12 protein-coding genes are annotated in these 14973 nt (G+C 58.9%); 5 read left to right on the top strand and 7 right to left on the bottom strand.

The features are described from left to right. Positions 1-31: 31 nt before the first annotated feature. The 5 genes from HKK53_RS04920 to HKK53_RS04900 form a co-directional block, all read right to left on the bottom strand. Positions 32-907, bottom strand: a complete 876-nt coding sequence (locus HKK53_RS04920) for a phosphatidylinositol-specific phospholipase C domain-containing protein (protein ID WP_169369801.1) — start codon at positions 905-907, stop codon at positions 32-34. Between the two features lie 150 nt (positions 908-1057). Next, on the bottom strand, positions 1058-2374 hold the full coding sequence (locus HKK53_RS04915) for a glycosyltransferase (protein WP_169369800.1): 1317 nt from the start codon (positions 2372-2374) through the stop codon (positions 1058-1060). A gap of 107 nt (positions 2375-2481) precedes the next feature. Next, complete coding sequence (locus HKK53_RS04910; RefSeq protein WP_169369799.1) at positions 2482-2694, bottom strand: hypothetical protein; 213 nt, start codon at positions 2692-2694, stop codon at positions 2482-2484. Positions 2695-2765: 71 nt separating this feature from the next. After that, the gene (locus HKK53_RS04905; protein ID WP_169369798.1) at positions 2766-4262 is read right to left on the bottom strand and encodes a PhoPQ-activated protein PqaA family protein; all 1497 of its coding nucleotides are present in this window, start codon (positions 4260-4262) and stop codon (positions 2766-2768) included. A gap of 119 nt (positions 4263-4381) precedes the next feature. Next, positions 4382-4741: a response regulator gene (locus tag HKK53_RS04900; RefSeq protein WP_169369797.1), complete on the bottom strand. Its 360-nt coding sequence runs from the start codon at positions 4739-4741 to the stop codon at positions 4382-4384. Between the two features lie 266 nt (positions 4742-5007). Between HKK53_RS04900 and HKK53_RS04895 the strand changes: the two genes are divergently transcribed. From HKK53_RS04895 to HKK53_RS04875, 5 genes are all read left to right on the top strand, one after another. Further along, entirely contained in the window at positions 5008-8499 is a 3492-nt protein-coding gene (locus HKK53_RS04895; protein ID WP_169369796.1) for a response regulator, read from the top strand. A 13-nt stretch (positions 8500-8512) separates the two neighbouring features. Next, on the top strand, positions 8513-9328 hold the full coding sequence (locus tag HKK53_RS04890) for a CheR family methyltransferase (protein WP_169369795.1): 816 nt from the start codon (positions 8513-8515) through the stop codon (positions 9326-9328). Continuing rightward, on the top strand, positions 9325-9918 hold the full coding sequence (locus HKK53_RS04885; RefSeq protein WP_169369794.1) for a chemotaxis protein CheB: 594 nt from the start codon (positions 9325-9327) through the stop codon (positions 9916-9918). The genes HKK53_RS04890 and HKK53_RS04885 overlap by 4 nt, the downstream gene beginning before the upstream one ends. Next, on the top strand, positions 9912-11093 hold the full coding sequence (locus tag HKK53_RS04880; protein WP_169369793.1) for a hybrid sensor histidine kinase/response regulator: 1182 nt from the start codon (positions 9912-9914) through the stop codon (positions 11091-11093). Before HKK53_RS04885 ends, HKK53_RS04880 begins: the two co-directional genes overlap by 7 nt. Before the next feature lie 77 nt (positions 11094-11170). Next, a complete protein-coding gene (locus HKK53_RS04875) occupies positions 11171-11548 on the top strand; it encodes a response regulator (protein ID WP_054046198.1) in 378 nt (125 codons plus the stop codon). A 163-nt stretch (positions 11549-11711) separates the two neighbouring features. Here HKK53_RS04875 and HKK53_RS04870 read toward each other — a convergent pair whose 3' ends face one another. Together HKK53_RS04870 and HKK53_RS04865 are read right to left on the bottom strand one after the other, a co-directional pair. Continuing rightward, a complete protein-coding gene (locus HKK53_RS04870) occupies positions 11712-13382 on the bottom strand; it encodes an ATP-binding protein (RefSeq protein WP_169369792.1) in 1671 nt (556 codons plus the stop codon). Beyond that, a complete protein-coding gene (locus HKK53_RS04865; RefSeq protein WP_169369791.1) occupies positions 13379-14881 on the bottom strand; it encodes an ATPase domain-containing protein in 1503 nt (500 codons plus the stop codon). The genes HKK53_RS04870 and HKK53_RS04865 overlap by 4 nt, the downstream gene beginning before the upstream one ends. Positions 14882-14973: the final 92 nt, after the last annotated feature.

The raw sequence follows: 14973 nt of genomic DNA, 5'->3' as shown, positions 1-14973 counted from the left end.
CGCACCGTGATCATGCCTCTTTCCGGGCCGTTTACGCCAGCGACCGACTGTGCTCCACCGCCTTCATGCTGTTGGCGATCCAGCAATAACCGACGATCTGCGATTCGTCGAAAAAGTCGGTACTGATGATCGAGCAGCGCGTCACCCAATCCCGGGATGAATGAAACCAGTCGTTTATGTGCTGCTTGATGTCCACTGGCCCGCCGAGGAACGTGTAACTGGTGGCGGTCAATGACCATAGGTAAGAGCCGGATCTCGGAGTATCCAGAGTGCGGACGATATGCTGACGCAACTCAGTAACATTGGTAAGCCGACTGCCGCTCCATCGATGGGGGATAGTGCCCCAGAAGTAGTTCAGATCCAGTTCTACCGAGACGCGGCTTGCAAGAATCACGCGTTTTTTGCTGCTCGCCGCCTTGAGTTCGCCAATGGTCTTCTCCTCGTCATCGGGCGAAATGGCGCGGTCGCCGAGGCGTTGTTTCATCAAATCGTTGAATTGGCGGTGATCGAAGCGCGGGTCGCCATCGAGCAGTTGATGGAAGTCGAGAATGATGAATTCATCGGGGTTGCGATCAAGAAAACTGTTCACCGCATCGATCAATTCATCCAGTACCCGATGGGATTTGTAGCCATTGTGATGAAAGTAGAACGTGCCCTTGGGCGAACCAGGCTGATAACCCAGGCGCAGGTCGAAAGCACGGGCGCCCTTGGCGAGTTGCCAGGCGAACGAATCGTTCTGGCAGGTCGTCCAGTTGCCGACGACGATTTCGTAGTTGGGGGCTTTCTTGTCCATGCCCGAGTTGTGGGTGCCGGGCCAGATTAGATCGGTGAGTTTCAGTTGGTCGATACCAGGGACTTTGTTCATCCAGCATTGAGTGTCGACATTGGAGGTAGGGTTGTTTGGCATGTTGCAAGGCTCCTGCCTGTGGTTCGGCTCCCCATCCGTGAGGAGCGCGGTTGAACTCATGAGCAAAGCCTAGAAGCCGTAAATGAATTTTTCAATGCACGGAAACATCCACATAAACATAGCTTTGCGCCACTTATCTGATGCGAACAATCACCCGCGAGAATCGGAAACGGACGACTCACCGTGACGATTTTTCGCCTCGATCCACTGCGCCATGTACTGCGTACTTTTGTGCGCATGATGCCGAAGCATGGCGCCGGTGAAGTTGTCGCGGCGGCGTTCGACCAGGTTTTGACGGCAGGCTTGCAGGCGCTCAATCAGGGCCGGACCGTGGTCTGACTGACGGTATTGCGCGGTGAGCAATCGGTCGCCATGGTGTTGCGCCTCGGTCCAGAGAGCCTTGTCCTGATAAAGCGCAACGGCTGCGGTGGCCAACGCTTCGGCGGATTCACCGATAACGCCGGGCCAAGGCAGGCCGTCGCTCATGCCCTCGGCGCCGATTGGCGTGGTAATCGTCGGCGTGCCACAGAGCATGGCATCGACAATCTTGCCCTTGATCCCCGCGCCAAACCGCAGCGGCGCCAGGCAGATCCGCGCGGCGGACATCACCTGCAACGCATCCTCGGCCCAGTTCATTACATGAAAACCTTGCGCCGGGTTGTGCAATGCCGTGGCTTTGGGAGGCGTGTAAGCGCCGTAAAGATGCAACTGCGCGCCGGGCAATTGTTGACGGATCAACGGCCAGACCGAAGTTTTCATCCAAAGCACCGCATCCCAGTTCGGCGCGTGGCGGAAGTTACCGATGCTGAGAAAGTGCGCCCGTTCTTCAAACGCCGTATGAGGCGTCGTTGGCAGCGACGGCATCAAGGGACACCAGTGCAGCAAGTCCCGCGGCAGCTTGAATTGTTCGACCAGCAAGTCGATTTCCACCGGAGAAATCATCAGGCTCAGATCGCAGCGATACAGCGCGGCAATTTCGCGCTTGGCCAGGTCAGTGCCGGCCATCAACTCGAACTCCTCACGCAGCGCCGGGGCAAACAGAGCGCTGAAATCGTTTTCGTCGGCACTGGCCTTCAAACGGTCCTTGAGCCGTTGGTGCCGCGCGTGACGAAGGCTTTGCAGGTCGGAAGTCTCGAGCACGCGCAAGGCGTCCGGGCAGTGCTTCTCCACGCGCCAGCCGAACTGTTCCTCCATCATGAACTGATCGAACAGCACGATATCCGGGGCGAGTGCGCTGATAAAAGTGTCGAAACTGCTGTTATTCAACTCGATCGGGCATTCACGAATGCCCAGCGCGTTGAGGTCGGCTTTATGTTCGCCGACGCCCGCCGGACTGCTGAAGGTGATGTCCCAGCCTTCCTGCAAAAACGTCTCGAGAATTTGCATCACATGCCCACTGGCCGCCGAAGAGCGGGGTTCGGGCCAGACGTAACCAATGACCAGGACTTTGGTTGTGGGCTGACTCATGGACAGGGTTCCTTTGCGGCAGGTAAGGGGGCGAAGCAAAAGGGCGCAATTAAAACACAGGAGCCACCGATGGCGAGGAGGCAACCTTTTGTTTGTGCCCTGTCAACCTAGTGCAGGCCAGGCGAAGACAAATTCACGACGACAGCGTCATTGATGTGTTCACCGTGGGCGGCGGAGTATTTGGTTTCCATCTCGAGCAGATTTTTGAGGAACTGCCCTTGATGGGTTGACCTTTGATTCAGCAGTGCCACCGCCAATGCATAAGAGTCGGCATTCAACAGCCAAGGCAAGCGCCCCTTAAGGGCGAGGAATTGCGCCACACTTTCAAACCGGTTCAACTAAAACGCGACAATCCCGACGCGTAAAATAGTCGGGATTGTCGTGCCTTGATTTACTGACCCGGGGTGCCCGGCAGTGTTCCGCAAAACGCCTCATCAGCCGGTGGCGCCTGAGTCGGGTTGGTGTCTGGAAGGATTTTGACCATGGTCGTTTCAACATAGCCATTGGCGAACTCGGCTTCAAAAAATTCGGCGCTCCAGCCCGTTTTTGGCGCCTGCTGGGTTGCCTGGACGTTGGTTGAGACGGGCAGCTGCACCGCGCTGTAGCGCACGCCGCAGTTGTACCGGAAGTCCCGCGCCAGCGGGTTGTGGGCCGTCCACCGAGTCAACCTGATCGGTAGCTCGGCCAGGGTCAGTCGCAGCTCGGACGACGTCGCACTGAGGCGCTGTTCCTGTGCTTTTAACAGCGGTGTGGTCTTGCCGGCCTGCCGCCGCTTGATATAAGCAATCAGGTTCTCTTCAACAAACGGCCGCACATCATGGGCGGAATTGGGAATCACCCGAAGAACACTGGCATTGTCCTGCTCCAGCTCCGGGAAATACTGGCGCGAAGCATCCGGAATGAAAAAGTCATCGCCACTGGCATTAACGATGTACTTGGGAATACTCAACCGGCTGGCGTAGGCGGGCGGATAAGTCATCGGGTCTTCGACTTGCATCAGCTTCTTGAACGCAGGTGTCTTGCGTTGGGCGATCACCCCTTGCTGGTAGTAGTCGATGTACGCCAATGGCCAGTTGCCGCCGTACGCCAGAAACGTCTGGTCGAAGACTTTTTCGGTGTTCAAGACGTCGATGACAAACGGCACGATGCTATCGACGCGCGGGTCCGTCAGAGCCGCCAGCCATACCGCCCAACCGCGTTTTGACGCGCCAGTGGCCAGGAAGCTCTTCAGCTGGCCGGGCGGCGTTTCCTTTTGCGCCAGGTCCATGGCCTTGACCAGCGCTTCCATCATCGGCACATGCACCGACATGAAGGGACGTTGTTCCGGAGCCTGCATGAACAGTTTCCAGCTGTGGGCCACGCTGCCGTCTTCTGTGCGCTCCACGCCGTCATCGCTGTAGGTCAAATACTGGTTCGGTACATTGCTGACCGCCACGACGATGGAACCGGTTTGCCGGGCGATGTTGAGCAGCGTCTGGCGGGTAAAATTGGGCGGTACGTCAGGAGCCGGTTTGGACGGAGGATGGTTGACCCCATCGTTGGCGACCAGCACGGCTCGCGTGCCGCGGGGACTGTCAGGAATGTACAGGTCGACGCCATGAGTCCAGTCGGCCGGGGCGACTTTACCGCCCTGATCCCAGGACTGCGACGTCAGTTCGAATTTCCGGATGGTGACGCCGGATACCTGTTCCTGACCCTTGCTTTCGTAGCGCAACGGCTGCGCCGCCTGGGCCTTGTAATAACAGCTCAACACTTCGCTGAACGCCTGCCCGCTCTGTTCGAAGCAGTGTTGTGGGTTGTCGGAAGTGGATGACTGGCAGCCCGTAAGCATCAGCAATAATGCACTGGCCTTCAAATAACGCGCATAGAGATCGGTTCGACTCGGCATGGACTCAGTTCCTTATGAGTGGGAATGGCCGGTCTATTCAAACGCCAGTGGGGCAACTTTATCTACTGTCAGACTTGACAGGTCAATGCCACGAAGAGGGTGTTTCGCGTGGGCAAACGTCAGGCCAGCATGCCCTTGACCTTGTCCCGCAATTGATCAATCGAGAACGGCTTGCCAATCACCTGCATGCCCGCCGGCACGTCGATGCTTTCGGCGTAACCGCTGGCGAACAGGATTGGCAGTTCGGGGCGCAGCATCCGCGCCTGGGTGGCCAGTTCACGGCCATCCATCACCGGCAGGCCGACGTCGGTCATCATCAGGTCGATGTACTGGTCTTCGTCATTGAGAAACTCCAGGGCCTTTTCGCTGCCATCCGCTTCCAGCACCTTGAAGTCAAGCTCCTCCAGCACATCGACGATCAGCATGCGGACGATGGCATCGTCTTCGACGACGAGAATGATGGACGGCTCGGAGGACATAGTAGAAAGCTCTCAATGGTGGATTTACGGGTCGGCGGTCGATCGAAATCGCCGGTCTCTTGCTTGAGTAATTGCCGGACCCCGACAAGTTCCCGACCCGATACAAAAAACAATGGTGGTGGCTGGAACCAACAAGGATAACGCGCGGCATTGATTACGCGCAGTTAATTGCAGGAATTTGCCGTCTGACCTGTCAGAAAATTAGATCAACGCGGTCGTTTTGGGGCAAACTCCCTGGTTTTCAACAGTTCGACAAGGCCTTCCCCATGACCTCTGCGTCTTCGGTTGATGAGCAACGATTTCGTAAACTCCTGAGCCGCAACGTCAGCTTGCCGTTGGGCGTGGGCGTCATCAGCGCGGTTTTCTTTGTAGCGTTGATCACGTACCTGTTGTCGGTGATCCAGTGGGTCGAGCATACCGACCGGGTGATCAATAACGCCAATGAAGCGGTGAAGCTGACCGTCGACCTGGAAACCGGCATGCGTGGCTTCCTGCTCAGTGGCGACGAACACTTCCTGGACCCTTACGAAACGGCCAAGCCGAGAATCGCGGTCGCGCTCAGTACCTTGCTCGAACTGACCGCTGACAACCCGGTCCAGACCGATCGCTTGCACCGGCTCCAGGCCTTGCAAACCGAGTGGGCCAACTACGCGCAATCGATGATCGAATTGCAGCGCGCCAGCGGCGATTATCGCGGCGCGGTCAAGGCCGGGCGCGGCAAGCGCCTGACCGATGAAATCCGCAAGCAATTCGAAGACGTGATCGACATGGAGCAGCAGTTGCGCACCACGCGCAACGAAGAAGTGCGCCGCACCACGATCTGGAGCATCACCCTGTACCTGCTGTTTGTCGCCGGTATCAGCGCGATGCTGGCCTACATCGGCCGCCGCGACTTGCTCAACCTTTCCGAGAACTACAGCGCCAACATGGCGGCCCAACAGGCCGCCGCCGCGCGCCTGGAGAAGCAAGGCTGGCTGCGCAGCGGCCAGACCGAACTGGCGGAGCAGGTGCTGGGGCAACTGACCCTGAACCTGTTGGGGCGCAATATCCTGCAATTCTGCGCGCAGTACCTGGGTACTGCCGTGGCTGCCATTTACGTGCGGGAAGAACATGGCGGCCTCAAGCGCGTGGCCTCTTATGGTTTGTCCCGCGAACAGGAAGCACAGGAGCAGTCGATCTATGACGGCGAAGGCATCATCGGCCAGGCAGTGAAACAAGCCCGGCTGATCCGTCTGGATAACGTGCCTGCCGATTATTTCAAAGTCAGCTCCGGCCTCGGTGAAGGCTTGCCGCACAGCGTGCTGGTGGTGCCGACCTGTGACGACGACCGGGTCAACGGCGTGATCGAACTCGGCTTCCTGCGTCCGCTGGACGAGCGTGACATCGAATTGCTCGAGCTGATCGCCGGCAACATCGGCACCTCGATCGAGGCCGCGCGCTACCGCCAACGCTTGCAGGAAGTGCTGGCCGAAACCCAGCAGCTCAACGAAGAGCTGCAGGTCCAGCAGGAAGAACTCAAGACCGCCAACGAAGAGCTGGAAGAACAGTCGCGGATTCTCAAGGAGTCCCAGGCGCACCTGGAAACCCAGCAGGTGGAGCTGGAGCAGACCAACGAACAGCTCGCCGAACAGGCGCAGATCCTCGCCGACCAGCGCGACGCCATGGACCTGAAGAACACCGAACTCAATCAAGCGCAGATTCAGTTGGAAGACCGCGCCGAAGAGTTGCAGCGCTCCAGCAAGTACAAATCCGAATTCCTCGCCAACATGTCCCACGAACTGCGCACGCCGCTGAACAGTTCGTTGATCCTCGCCAAGTTGCTGGCGGAGAACCCGCAGGACAACCTCAGCGCCGAACAGGTCAAGTTCGCCGAGTCGATCTACTCGGCGGGCAATGACTTGCTCAACCTGATCAACGACATCCTCGACATTTCCAAAGTCGAAGCCGGCAAGCTGGAAATGCGTCCGGAAAATACCAGCGTTGCCCGCCTGGTGGACGGCCTGCGCGGCATGTTCCAGCCGATGGCCGCGGACAAGAATCTGGAGTTCGAGATCGAGTTGCAGCCCGGTGCGCCGCTGATGATCTACACCGACCGCCAGCGCCTGGAACAAGTAATCAAGAACCTGCTGTCGAACGCGGTGAAGTTCACCGAAAGAGGCACCGTCAGCCTGACCGTGGCCAGTCAGCCGGGGGATGGCATCGCCTTCATCATTCGCGATTCCGGGATCGGCATTGCCGAGGATCAGCAGGAAAGCATCTTCGAAGCCTTCCGCCAGGCCGATGGCACCACCAACCGCCGTTATGGCGGCACCGGGCTGGGCCTGTCGATCTCCCGCGACCTGGCGAACCTGCTGGGTGGTTCGATCAGCGTCACCAGCGAACCGGGGCAGGGCAGTACGTTCACCCTGGTGTTGCCGCTGCAGTATGTCGAACCGGGCGACGAGCCGGTTGAACCGATGCGCGCGACCCCGGTGGTCCATGTGCCCAAACCGCCGGTAGCTGCGCTGGTGCCGCTGATTGCCGAAGTCGACATCCCGCGTTTCAACGATGACCGCGCCAAGGCGCCGTTCGCCACGCGTTGCATCCTGGTGGTGGAAGACGAAGTCAATTTTGCCCACATCCTCTACGACCTGGCCCATGAACTGGGTTACCAGTGCCTGGTCGCCCACGGCGCCGATGAAGGGTATGACCTGGCCAGGGAGTTCATTCCCGACGCCATCCTGCTGGACATGCGCCTGCCGGATCATTCCGGGCTGACGGTGTTGCAGCGCCTGAAGGAACACGCCGAAACCCGGCACATCCCGGTGCACATCATCTCGGTCGAAGACCGCGTTGAAGCCGCGATGCACATGGGCGCCATCGGCTACGCGGTCAAGCCGACCACCCGCGAAGAGCTCAAGGACGTGTTTGCCCGCCTGGAAGCCAAGCTGACCCAGAAGGTCAAACGGGTGCTGCTGGTGGAAGACGATGACTTGCAGCGCGACAGCATTGCCCGCCTGATTGGCGACGAAGACATCGAGATCACCGCCGTCGGTTTCGCCCAGGAAGCGCTGGACCGCCTGCGTGAGACGGTTTTCGATTGCATGATCATCGACCTCAAACTGCCGGACATGCTCGGCAACGATCTGCTCAAGCGCATGTCCACCGAAGACATCTGTTCATTCCCGCCAGTGATCGTCTACACCGGGCGCAACTTGACCCGGGACGAAGAGGCCGAGCTGCGCAAGTATTCGCGCTCGATCATCATCAAGGGCGCCCGTTCGCCAGAGCGCTTGCTGGACGAGGTGACACTCTTTCTGCACAAAGTCGAATCCCAGTTGTCCCATGAGCGGCAGAAGATGCTCAAGACCGCGCGCAGTCGCGACAAGGTCTTCGAGGGTCGCAAGGTGCTGCTGGTGGACGACGATGTGCGCAACATCTTCGCCCTGACCAGTGCGCTGGAGCAAAAGGGTGCAGTCGTGGTCATCGGCCGGAACGGTCGAGAAGCGATTGAAAAGTTGAATGAAGTCGAGGACATCGACCTGGTGCTGATGGACGTGATGATGCCGGAGATGGACGGTTTCGAGGCCACCACCTTGATCCGCCAGGACCCGCGCTGGCGCAAGCTGCCGATCATCGCCGTGACGGCCAAGGCCATGAAAGACGATCAGGAGCGCTGCCTGGCGGCGGGTTCCAACGATTACCTGGCCAAGCCGATCGACCTGGATCGCCTGTTCTCGCTGATTCGTGTGTGGTTGCCGAAGATGGAACGCATCTAGTGGATAGCATTTAGTGGAAAAGAACACCGAAATCGAACTGCGGCTGCTGATCGAGGCGATCTACCTCAAGTACAGCTATGACTTTCGTGATTATTCCGGCGCTTCGATCAAGCGCCGGGTCGCGCATGCCTTGAGTCAGTTCGAGTGCGCGACCATCTCGGCGTTGCAGGAGAAAGTCCTGCACGATCCGACCGCGTTCATGCAGTTGCTGCAGTTGCTGACGATCCCGGTCAGCGAGATGTTCCGTGACCCGTCGCACTTTCTGGCGATCCGTCAGGAAGTGGTGCCGTTGCTCAAGACCTATCCGTCGATCAAGATCTGGATTGCCGGGTGCAGCACCGGTGAAGAGGTCTACTCGATGGCGATCCTGCTGCGAGAAGAAGGCTTGCTCGAACGCACGATCATCTACGCCACCGACATCAATCCGCGCTCGCTGGAAAAAGCCAAGCAAGGGATTTTCTCCATGGAGAACGTCCGCGCCTACACTTCCAACTACCAGCAGGCCGGTGGCCAGCGTTCGTTTGCCGACTATTACACGGCGGCCTATGGTTACGCGATTTTCGACAAGAGCCTGTGCGAGAACGTGACCTTTGCCGACCATAGCCTGGCGACTGACAGTGTATTTTCAGAAACTCAATTAATTTCGTGTCGCAACGTATTGATTTACTTTAATAAAAAACTGCAGGATCGGGCGTTTGGCTTGTTTCATGAGTCGCTGTGCCATCGTGGATTCCTGGTGCTGGGCAGCAAGGAAACCCCGGATTTCTCGGCGTTCGGCAAGCAGTTCGAGCCATTGGTCAAACAAGAACGGATCTACCGTAAATCATGAACAACGAAGCCGGTTTGCCCACCGTAGAGGCTATCGTGATCGGCGCTTCGGCTGGCGGAGTCGAGGCGCTGTTGAATATCCTCAGCCCGCTGCGTAAAGGTTTTGCACTGCCGATCATCGTGGTGCTGCACCTGCCTGACGATCGTCGCAGCCAGTTGACCGAAGTGTTTGCCCGGCGGGTTTCCCTGCCGGTGCTGGAGGCCAGCGACAAAACCCTGGTCGTACCGGGAACCCTGTATTTTGCCGTGCCCGGCTATCACCTCTCGGTGGAGCAGGACCGCAGTTTCTCCCTGAGCCTTGAAGACCGCGTGCACCATTCGCGGCCGGCCATCGATTACCTGTTCGAGTCCGCCGCCGACGCCTACGGGCCGACCCTGGCCGCCGTGTTGTTGACCGGCGCCAATCGCGATGGCGCCAGCGGCCTGGCCCAGGTCAAGCACCGTGGTGGCTTTACCGTGGTGCAAGACCCGGACGAAGCCCAAGTCGCGACCATGCCCCAGGCGGCGCTGGACTTGCATCAACCCGACCACATTCTCCCTATACGCGGCATCGGCCGTTTGCTTGTCGAGCTGGAACGAATAGCATGCTAAGTAACATCCAAGCCAAACTGCTGATCGTCGACGATCTGCCGGAAAACCTGTTGGCCCTCGAAGCGCTGATCAAGCGCGAAGACCGCACGGTCTACAAGGCGCTGTCGGCGGACGAAGCGCTGTCGCTGTTGCTGCAACACGAATTCGCCATGGCCATTCTCGATGTGCAGATGCCGGGCATGAACGGCTTCGAGCTGGCCGAGCTGATGCGTGGCACGGAAAAGACCAAGAACATCCCGATTGTCTTCGTCAGCGCCGCTGGCCGTGAGCTGAACTACGCGTTCAAGGGCTACGAAAGCGGCGCGGTGGACTTCTTGCACAAACCGCTGGATATCCACGCGGTCAAGAGCAAGGTCAACGTGTTCGTCGATTTGTATCGCCAGAGCAAGGCCATGAAGCAACAGGTCGAAGCCCTGGAGCAGAGCCGCCGCGAACAGGAAGCGCTGCTGAAAAAATTGCAGGCGACCCAGAACGAACTGGAGCAGGCCGTACGCATGCGCGATGACTTCATGTCCATCGTCGCCCACGAAGTGCGCACGCCGCTCAACGGCCTGATCCTCGAAACCCAGTTGCGCAAGATGCACCTGGCCCGGGACAACGCGGCAGCGTTCACCCTGGACAAGATGCACGCGATGGTTGATCGCGACGAGCGACAGATCAAAAGCCTGATCCGTCTGATCGAAGACATGCTCGATGTCTCGCGCATTCGCACCGGCAAGCTGTCGATTCGACCGAGCCGGGTCGATCTGGTGAAGCTGGTAGAGAACCTGCTGCAAAACTTCGCGCCGCAAGTCGATGCCGCCGAATCCTCGGTGACGTTCAGTGCCGAGGCGCCGGTGGAAGGGCAGTGGGACGAGTTCCGGATCGAGCAGGTGATCTCCAACTTGCTGACCAACGCCCTGCGTTATGGCGGCAAAGGCCAGATTGACGTGCGGGTGTACTGCCACGAAGGTCAGGCCCGGGTCGAGGTCCAGGACCGTGGCATTGGCATCAGCGAAGAAAACCAGAAACGTATTTTTCAACAGTTCGAACGGGTTTCGGCCAAGACCGTGGTTGCGGGACTTGGGCTCGGGCTATTTATTTCCGAGCAAATCGTTGCCGCCCATGGCGGTTCCATCGTCGTCGAGAGCAGAATCAACGAAGGCGCCTTATTTCGCGTTTGTCTGCCGCTGTAGGAAAGCAGCCAGATAAACGCAACCTCTGAACGACCTCACGGTCGTATCAGCAGCTATTGACCGAACAAAGGCTTCCCATGAGTGAAGATGCGCAAGATGTAGTACTCATTGTCGAGGACGATCCCTCGATTTTGATGGTGTTGTCTGCCTATCTGTCGGGCGAGGGTTATCGGGTGTTGCAGGCCGAAAACGGCGAGCAAGCCTTCGAAATCCTGGCCAGTAAACCGCACCTGGACATGATGATTACCGACTTCCGCCTGCCTGGCGGGATTTCCGGCGTGCAGATCGCCGAACCCGCCGTCAAGCTGCGACCGGAGCTCAAGGTGATTTTCATCAGCGGTTATCCGCAGGAAATCCGCGAGACCGACAGCCCGATCACCCGCAAGGCTCCAATTCTGGGCAAGCCGTTTGATCTGGATGTGTTGCAGGAATTGATGCAGCAAATGCTTTCCTGAGTTGAAAAAACGCCTGTCGGTGCACGGTTTGACGGTGAGGGTGATCTTGAAATCGCTTTCGCGGGCAAGCCTCGCTCCTACGGGGGGTGTGTTCTGTAGGAGCGAGGCTTGCCCGCGAAGGCATCCTTGAAATCGCCATCGTCGGCGAGTCATGTCGGGCGTTTTAGATTCGAATCATCTCCCGCACCTTCGCCGTCAACAGATCAAAGGTAAACGGCTTGGTGATCATCTGCATCCCCGGGTCGAGGAAACCACCGCGCACCGCCGCGTGCTCGGCGTACCCGGTAATGAACAACACCTTGAGATCCGGCCGATACTGGCGACCGATTTCCGCCAGTTGCCGGCCGTTCATCCCCGGCAACCCGACGTCGCTGATCAACAGATCAATGCGCTGCCCGGAATCCAGGATCGGCACCGCGCTGTCGGCATCGCCGGCCTCGACGAAGGCGTAGCCCAACTCGCTCAACACCGCACTGACCAACACCCGGACCGCCGGGTCGTCTTCGACGATCAGCACCGTCTCACCGTCCTGGGCGAAAGGCGCTTGCTGGACATCTATGAGCGGATCCTGCGCCAGGTTGCCCATGTAGCGCGGCAGGTAGAGGTTAACCGTGGTGCCGTTGTCGACCTTGCTCTGAATGGTGACATGGCCACCGGACTGCTTGCTGAAACCGTAGATCATCGATAACCCGAGCCCGGTGCCCTGGCCGATGGGTTTGGTGGTGAAGAACGGGTCAAAGGCACGGTTCATCGTGCTTTGCGGCATGCCGCAACCGGTATCGGTAACGCTCAGCACCACGTAATCACCTGATTGCAGATTGCCGTGGGCCTCGGTGAAACCTTGGTCCAGGTGCTGATTGAAGGTATTTACCACCAATTGACCGCCATCGGGCATGGCGTCGCGGGCGTTGAGCACGAGGTTGAGCAGGGCGCTTTCCAGTTGGTTGGGATCGGCTTCGGCCACCCACAGTTGATCGCTCAACTGCATGTCCAGTTGAATGCTTTCGTTGATGCTGCGTTGCAGAAGTTCGCCCATTGAGGTGACCAGGGCGTTCATCTGCACAGGTTTGGAATCAAGCGACTGGCGACGGGAAAACGCCAGCAAACGATGCGTCAGGCCCGCCGCCCGGTTGGCCGAAGTGACACCCAGATCGATCAGGCTGTCGAGGTCTTCGGTGCGTCCGCGGGCCAGGCGCCGACGCAGTAGCTCCAGGCTGCCGATAATGCCGGTCAGCATGTTGTTGAAGTCGTGGGCGATGCCGCCGGTCAACTGCCCGACCGCTTCCATCTTTTGCGATTGGCGCAGCGCTTCTTCGTTGTGCCGCAGTTGCGCGGTGCGTTCCTCGACTTGTTGTTCGAGTGTTTCCAGGGTGGTTTGCAGGCGCAATTCACTTTGGCTCAGGTCAATCAGCCGATCCCTGGCTTCGTACTGTCGTCGTCGCCCACGCAATGCGGTGGTCACCAGGCTGATCAGTGTCACCGGATGGAATGGCCGTTCAAGAAAGGTCACATTGCCCAACTGCGGGCCCAGTCGCGAGGCCGGGTTCTGTTCCGGGCCGCCGTGGTAGGTCAGCAGCACAATCGGCAAGTCCGACCAGGCCGGTTGTTGCTCGATAAACCCGAGCAGGGGATCCAGATCACCGCCGAGCAACGCTTCGGAAGAAATCAGCAGCAGGCCGGCGCCGTGCTCCAGCTCGCTGCACAACCCTGGCAGATCACGGCTGATGACGCCGTCATAGCCGGCCTCGTTGAGCATCATCAGCGCAATCTGGCTGTCGCGGCCCAATGGCGCGAGAATGATCGCGCGCTCGGACGTCGCTGCCTGGGCCGTCACTGGTTGTCATCCTGGAGCAACGGCATGCTCGCGCCGAGGTAGGTTGGTACGCCACGCAAGACGCCCTGGAACGCATCCAGCGGTTCACCGATCTTCATGCCATTGCCACTGATGCGGTATTCGCGAATGGTCGACTCATGGCTGCCCGTGCGTTTCTTGATGATCGAGATCGCCCGGCGCACTTTGCCCAGGGCTTCGAAGTAGCGCAGCAGAATAACGGTGTCGGCCAGATAAGTGATATCGACCGGCGCCTGCATGTCCCCAACCAGTCCATGTTGGGCGACGGTCATGAAGGTCGCCGCACCCTGGCGGTTGAGGTACAGCAGCAACTCGTGCATGTGCAACACCAGGGCGTTTTCTTCGGGCATTGCCGCCTGATAGCCGTTGATGCTGTCGATCACCACAGTTTTGATATCGCGTTCATCGACGCAGCGCCGCACTCGGTGGGAGAACTCGCCGGGGGACAGTTCGGCGGCGTCCACTTGTTCGATCAGCAGGTTGCCGGTGTCTTGCAGGGCCTGGAGGTCGATGCCCATGTTCTTCATGCGTTCGAACAGCAGACCCAGTTCTTCATCGAAGATAAACAGCGCGGCTTTTTCGCCACGGGCCACAGCAGCGGCGGCGAAGATCATCGAGATCAGCGATTTACCGGTACCGGCCGGGCCGAGGATCAAGGTGCTGGAACCGGTCTCGATGCCGCCGCCGAGCAGGGCGTCCATTTCCTTGATGCTGCTGGTCAATTGTGTGCGGACGTACTTGCCGCGATGTTCAGCCGCCACCAGCCGCGGGAACACATGAACACCGTCGCCCATGATGGTGAAGTCGTGAAAACCGCCGCGGTATTTCTGGCCGCGGTATTTCACCACGCGAATCCGGCGGCGTTCGGCGCCGTAGTTGGGGGTCAGTTCTTCCAGGCGAATCACCCCGTGGGCCACGCTGTGCACAGTCTTGTCGAGGGCTTCGGTGGTCAGGTCATCGAGCAGCAACACGGTGGCGTCATAGCGCACGAAGTAATGCTTGATGGCGAGGATCTGCCGGCGATAGCGCAATGAGCTTTGCGCCAGCAGGCGAATTTCCGAGAGGCTATCGAGGACCACGCGGGTTGGCTTGACCCGTTCGACCACTTCGAAGATCTGCTTGGTGGCTTCGCCCAGTTCCAAGTCCGATGAATAGAGGAGGCTTTGCTGGTGCTCGGCGTTGAGCAGGCTTTCCGGCGGGGTTAGCTCAAAGATGTGAATGTTCTCATCCAGCTCCCAACCGTGGGACAACGCGCCTTGGCGCAGTTCGCGTTCGGTTTCCGACAGGGTGATGTACAACGAGCGCTCGCCGGCTCGGGCTCCGGCGAGGAGAAAATGCAAGGCGACGGTGGTTTTACCGGTTCCGGGTTCACCCTCCAGCAAAAACACATGGCCGCGAGACAATCCACCGGCCAGGATGTCATCCAGACCTTCGATGCCGGTGGCGGCTTTTGCACTGAACAACTCGTTAGATGTAGACAAAAAAAGCCCTCTCATGACTAGGGGAAGCGAGGCAGCAGGCCTGAAGTGCCTGAATTGACTGCCTGTTTCTCTTGACCCTAGGCCGAGACGAC

The organism is Pseudomonas sp. ADAK7 (genome assembly GCF_012935675.1).
Lineage (GTDB): Bacteria > Pseudomonadota > Gammaproteobacteria > Pseudomonadales > Pseudomonadaceae > Aquipseudomonas.
Note: the sequence above shows the minus strand (reverse complement) of the source record. Positions and strands in the feature narration are given on the sequence as shown.

Bases quoted from the DNA above. Each gene is read 5' to 3' on its own strand.
- HKK53_RS04920 (WP_169369801.1), bottom strand. From the start codon at position 907: ATGCCAAACAACCCTACCTCCAATGTCGACACTCAATGCTGGATGAAC.
- HKK53_RS04915 (WP_169369800.1), bottom strand. From the start codon at position 2,374: ATGAGTCAGCCCACAACCAAAGTCCTGGTCATTGGTTACGTCTGGCCC.
- HKK53_RS04905 (WP_169369798.1), bottom strand. From the start codon at position 4,262: ATGCCGAGTCGAACCGATCTCTATGCGCGTTATTTGAAGGCCAGTGCA.
- HKK53_RS04900 (WP_169369797.1), bottom strand. From the start codon at position 4,741: ATGTCCTCCGAGCCGTCCATCATTCTCGTCGTCGAAGACGATGCCATC.
- HKK53_RS04895 (WP_169369796.1), top strand. From the start codon at position 5,008: ATGACCTCTGCGTCTTCGGTTGATGAGCAACGATTTCGTAAACTCCTG.
- HKK53_RS04885 (WP_169369794.1), top strand. From the start codon at position 9,325: ATGAACAACGAAGCCGGTTTGCCCACCGTAGAGGCTATCGTGATCGGC.
- HKK53_RS04880 (WP_169369793.1), top strand. From the start codon at position 9,912: ATGCTAAGTAACATCCAAGCCAAACTGCTGATCGTCGACGATCTGCCG.
- HKK53_RS04875 (WP_054046198.1), top strand. From the start codon at position 11,171: ATGAGTGAAGATGCGCAAGATGTAGTACTCATTGTCGAGGACGATCCC.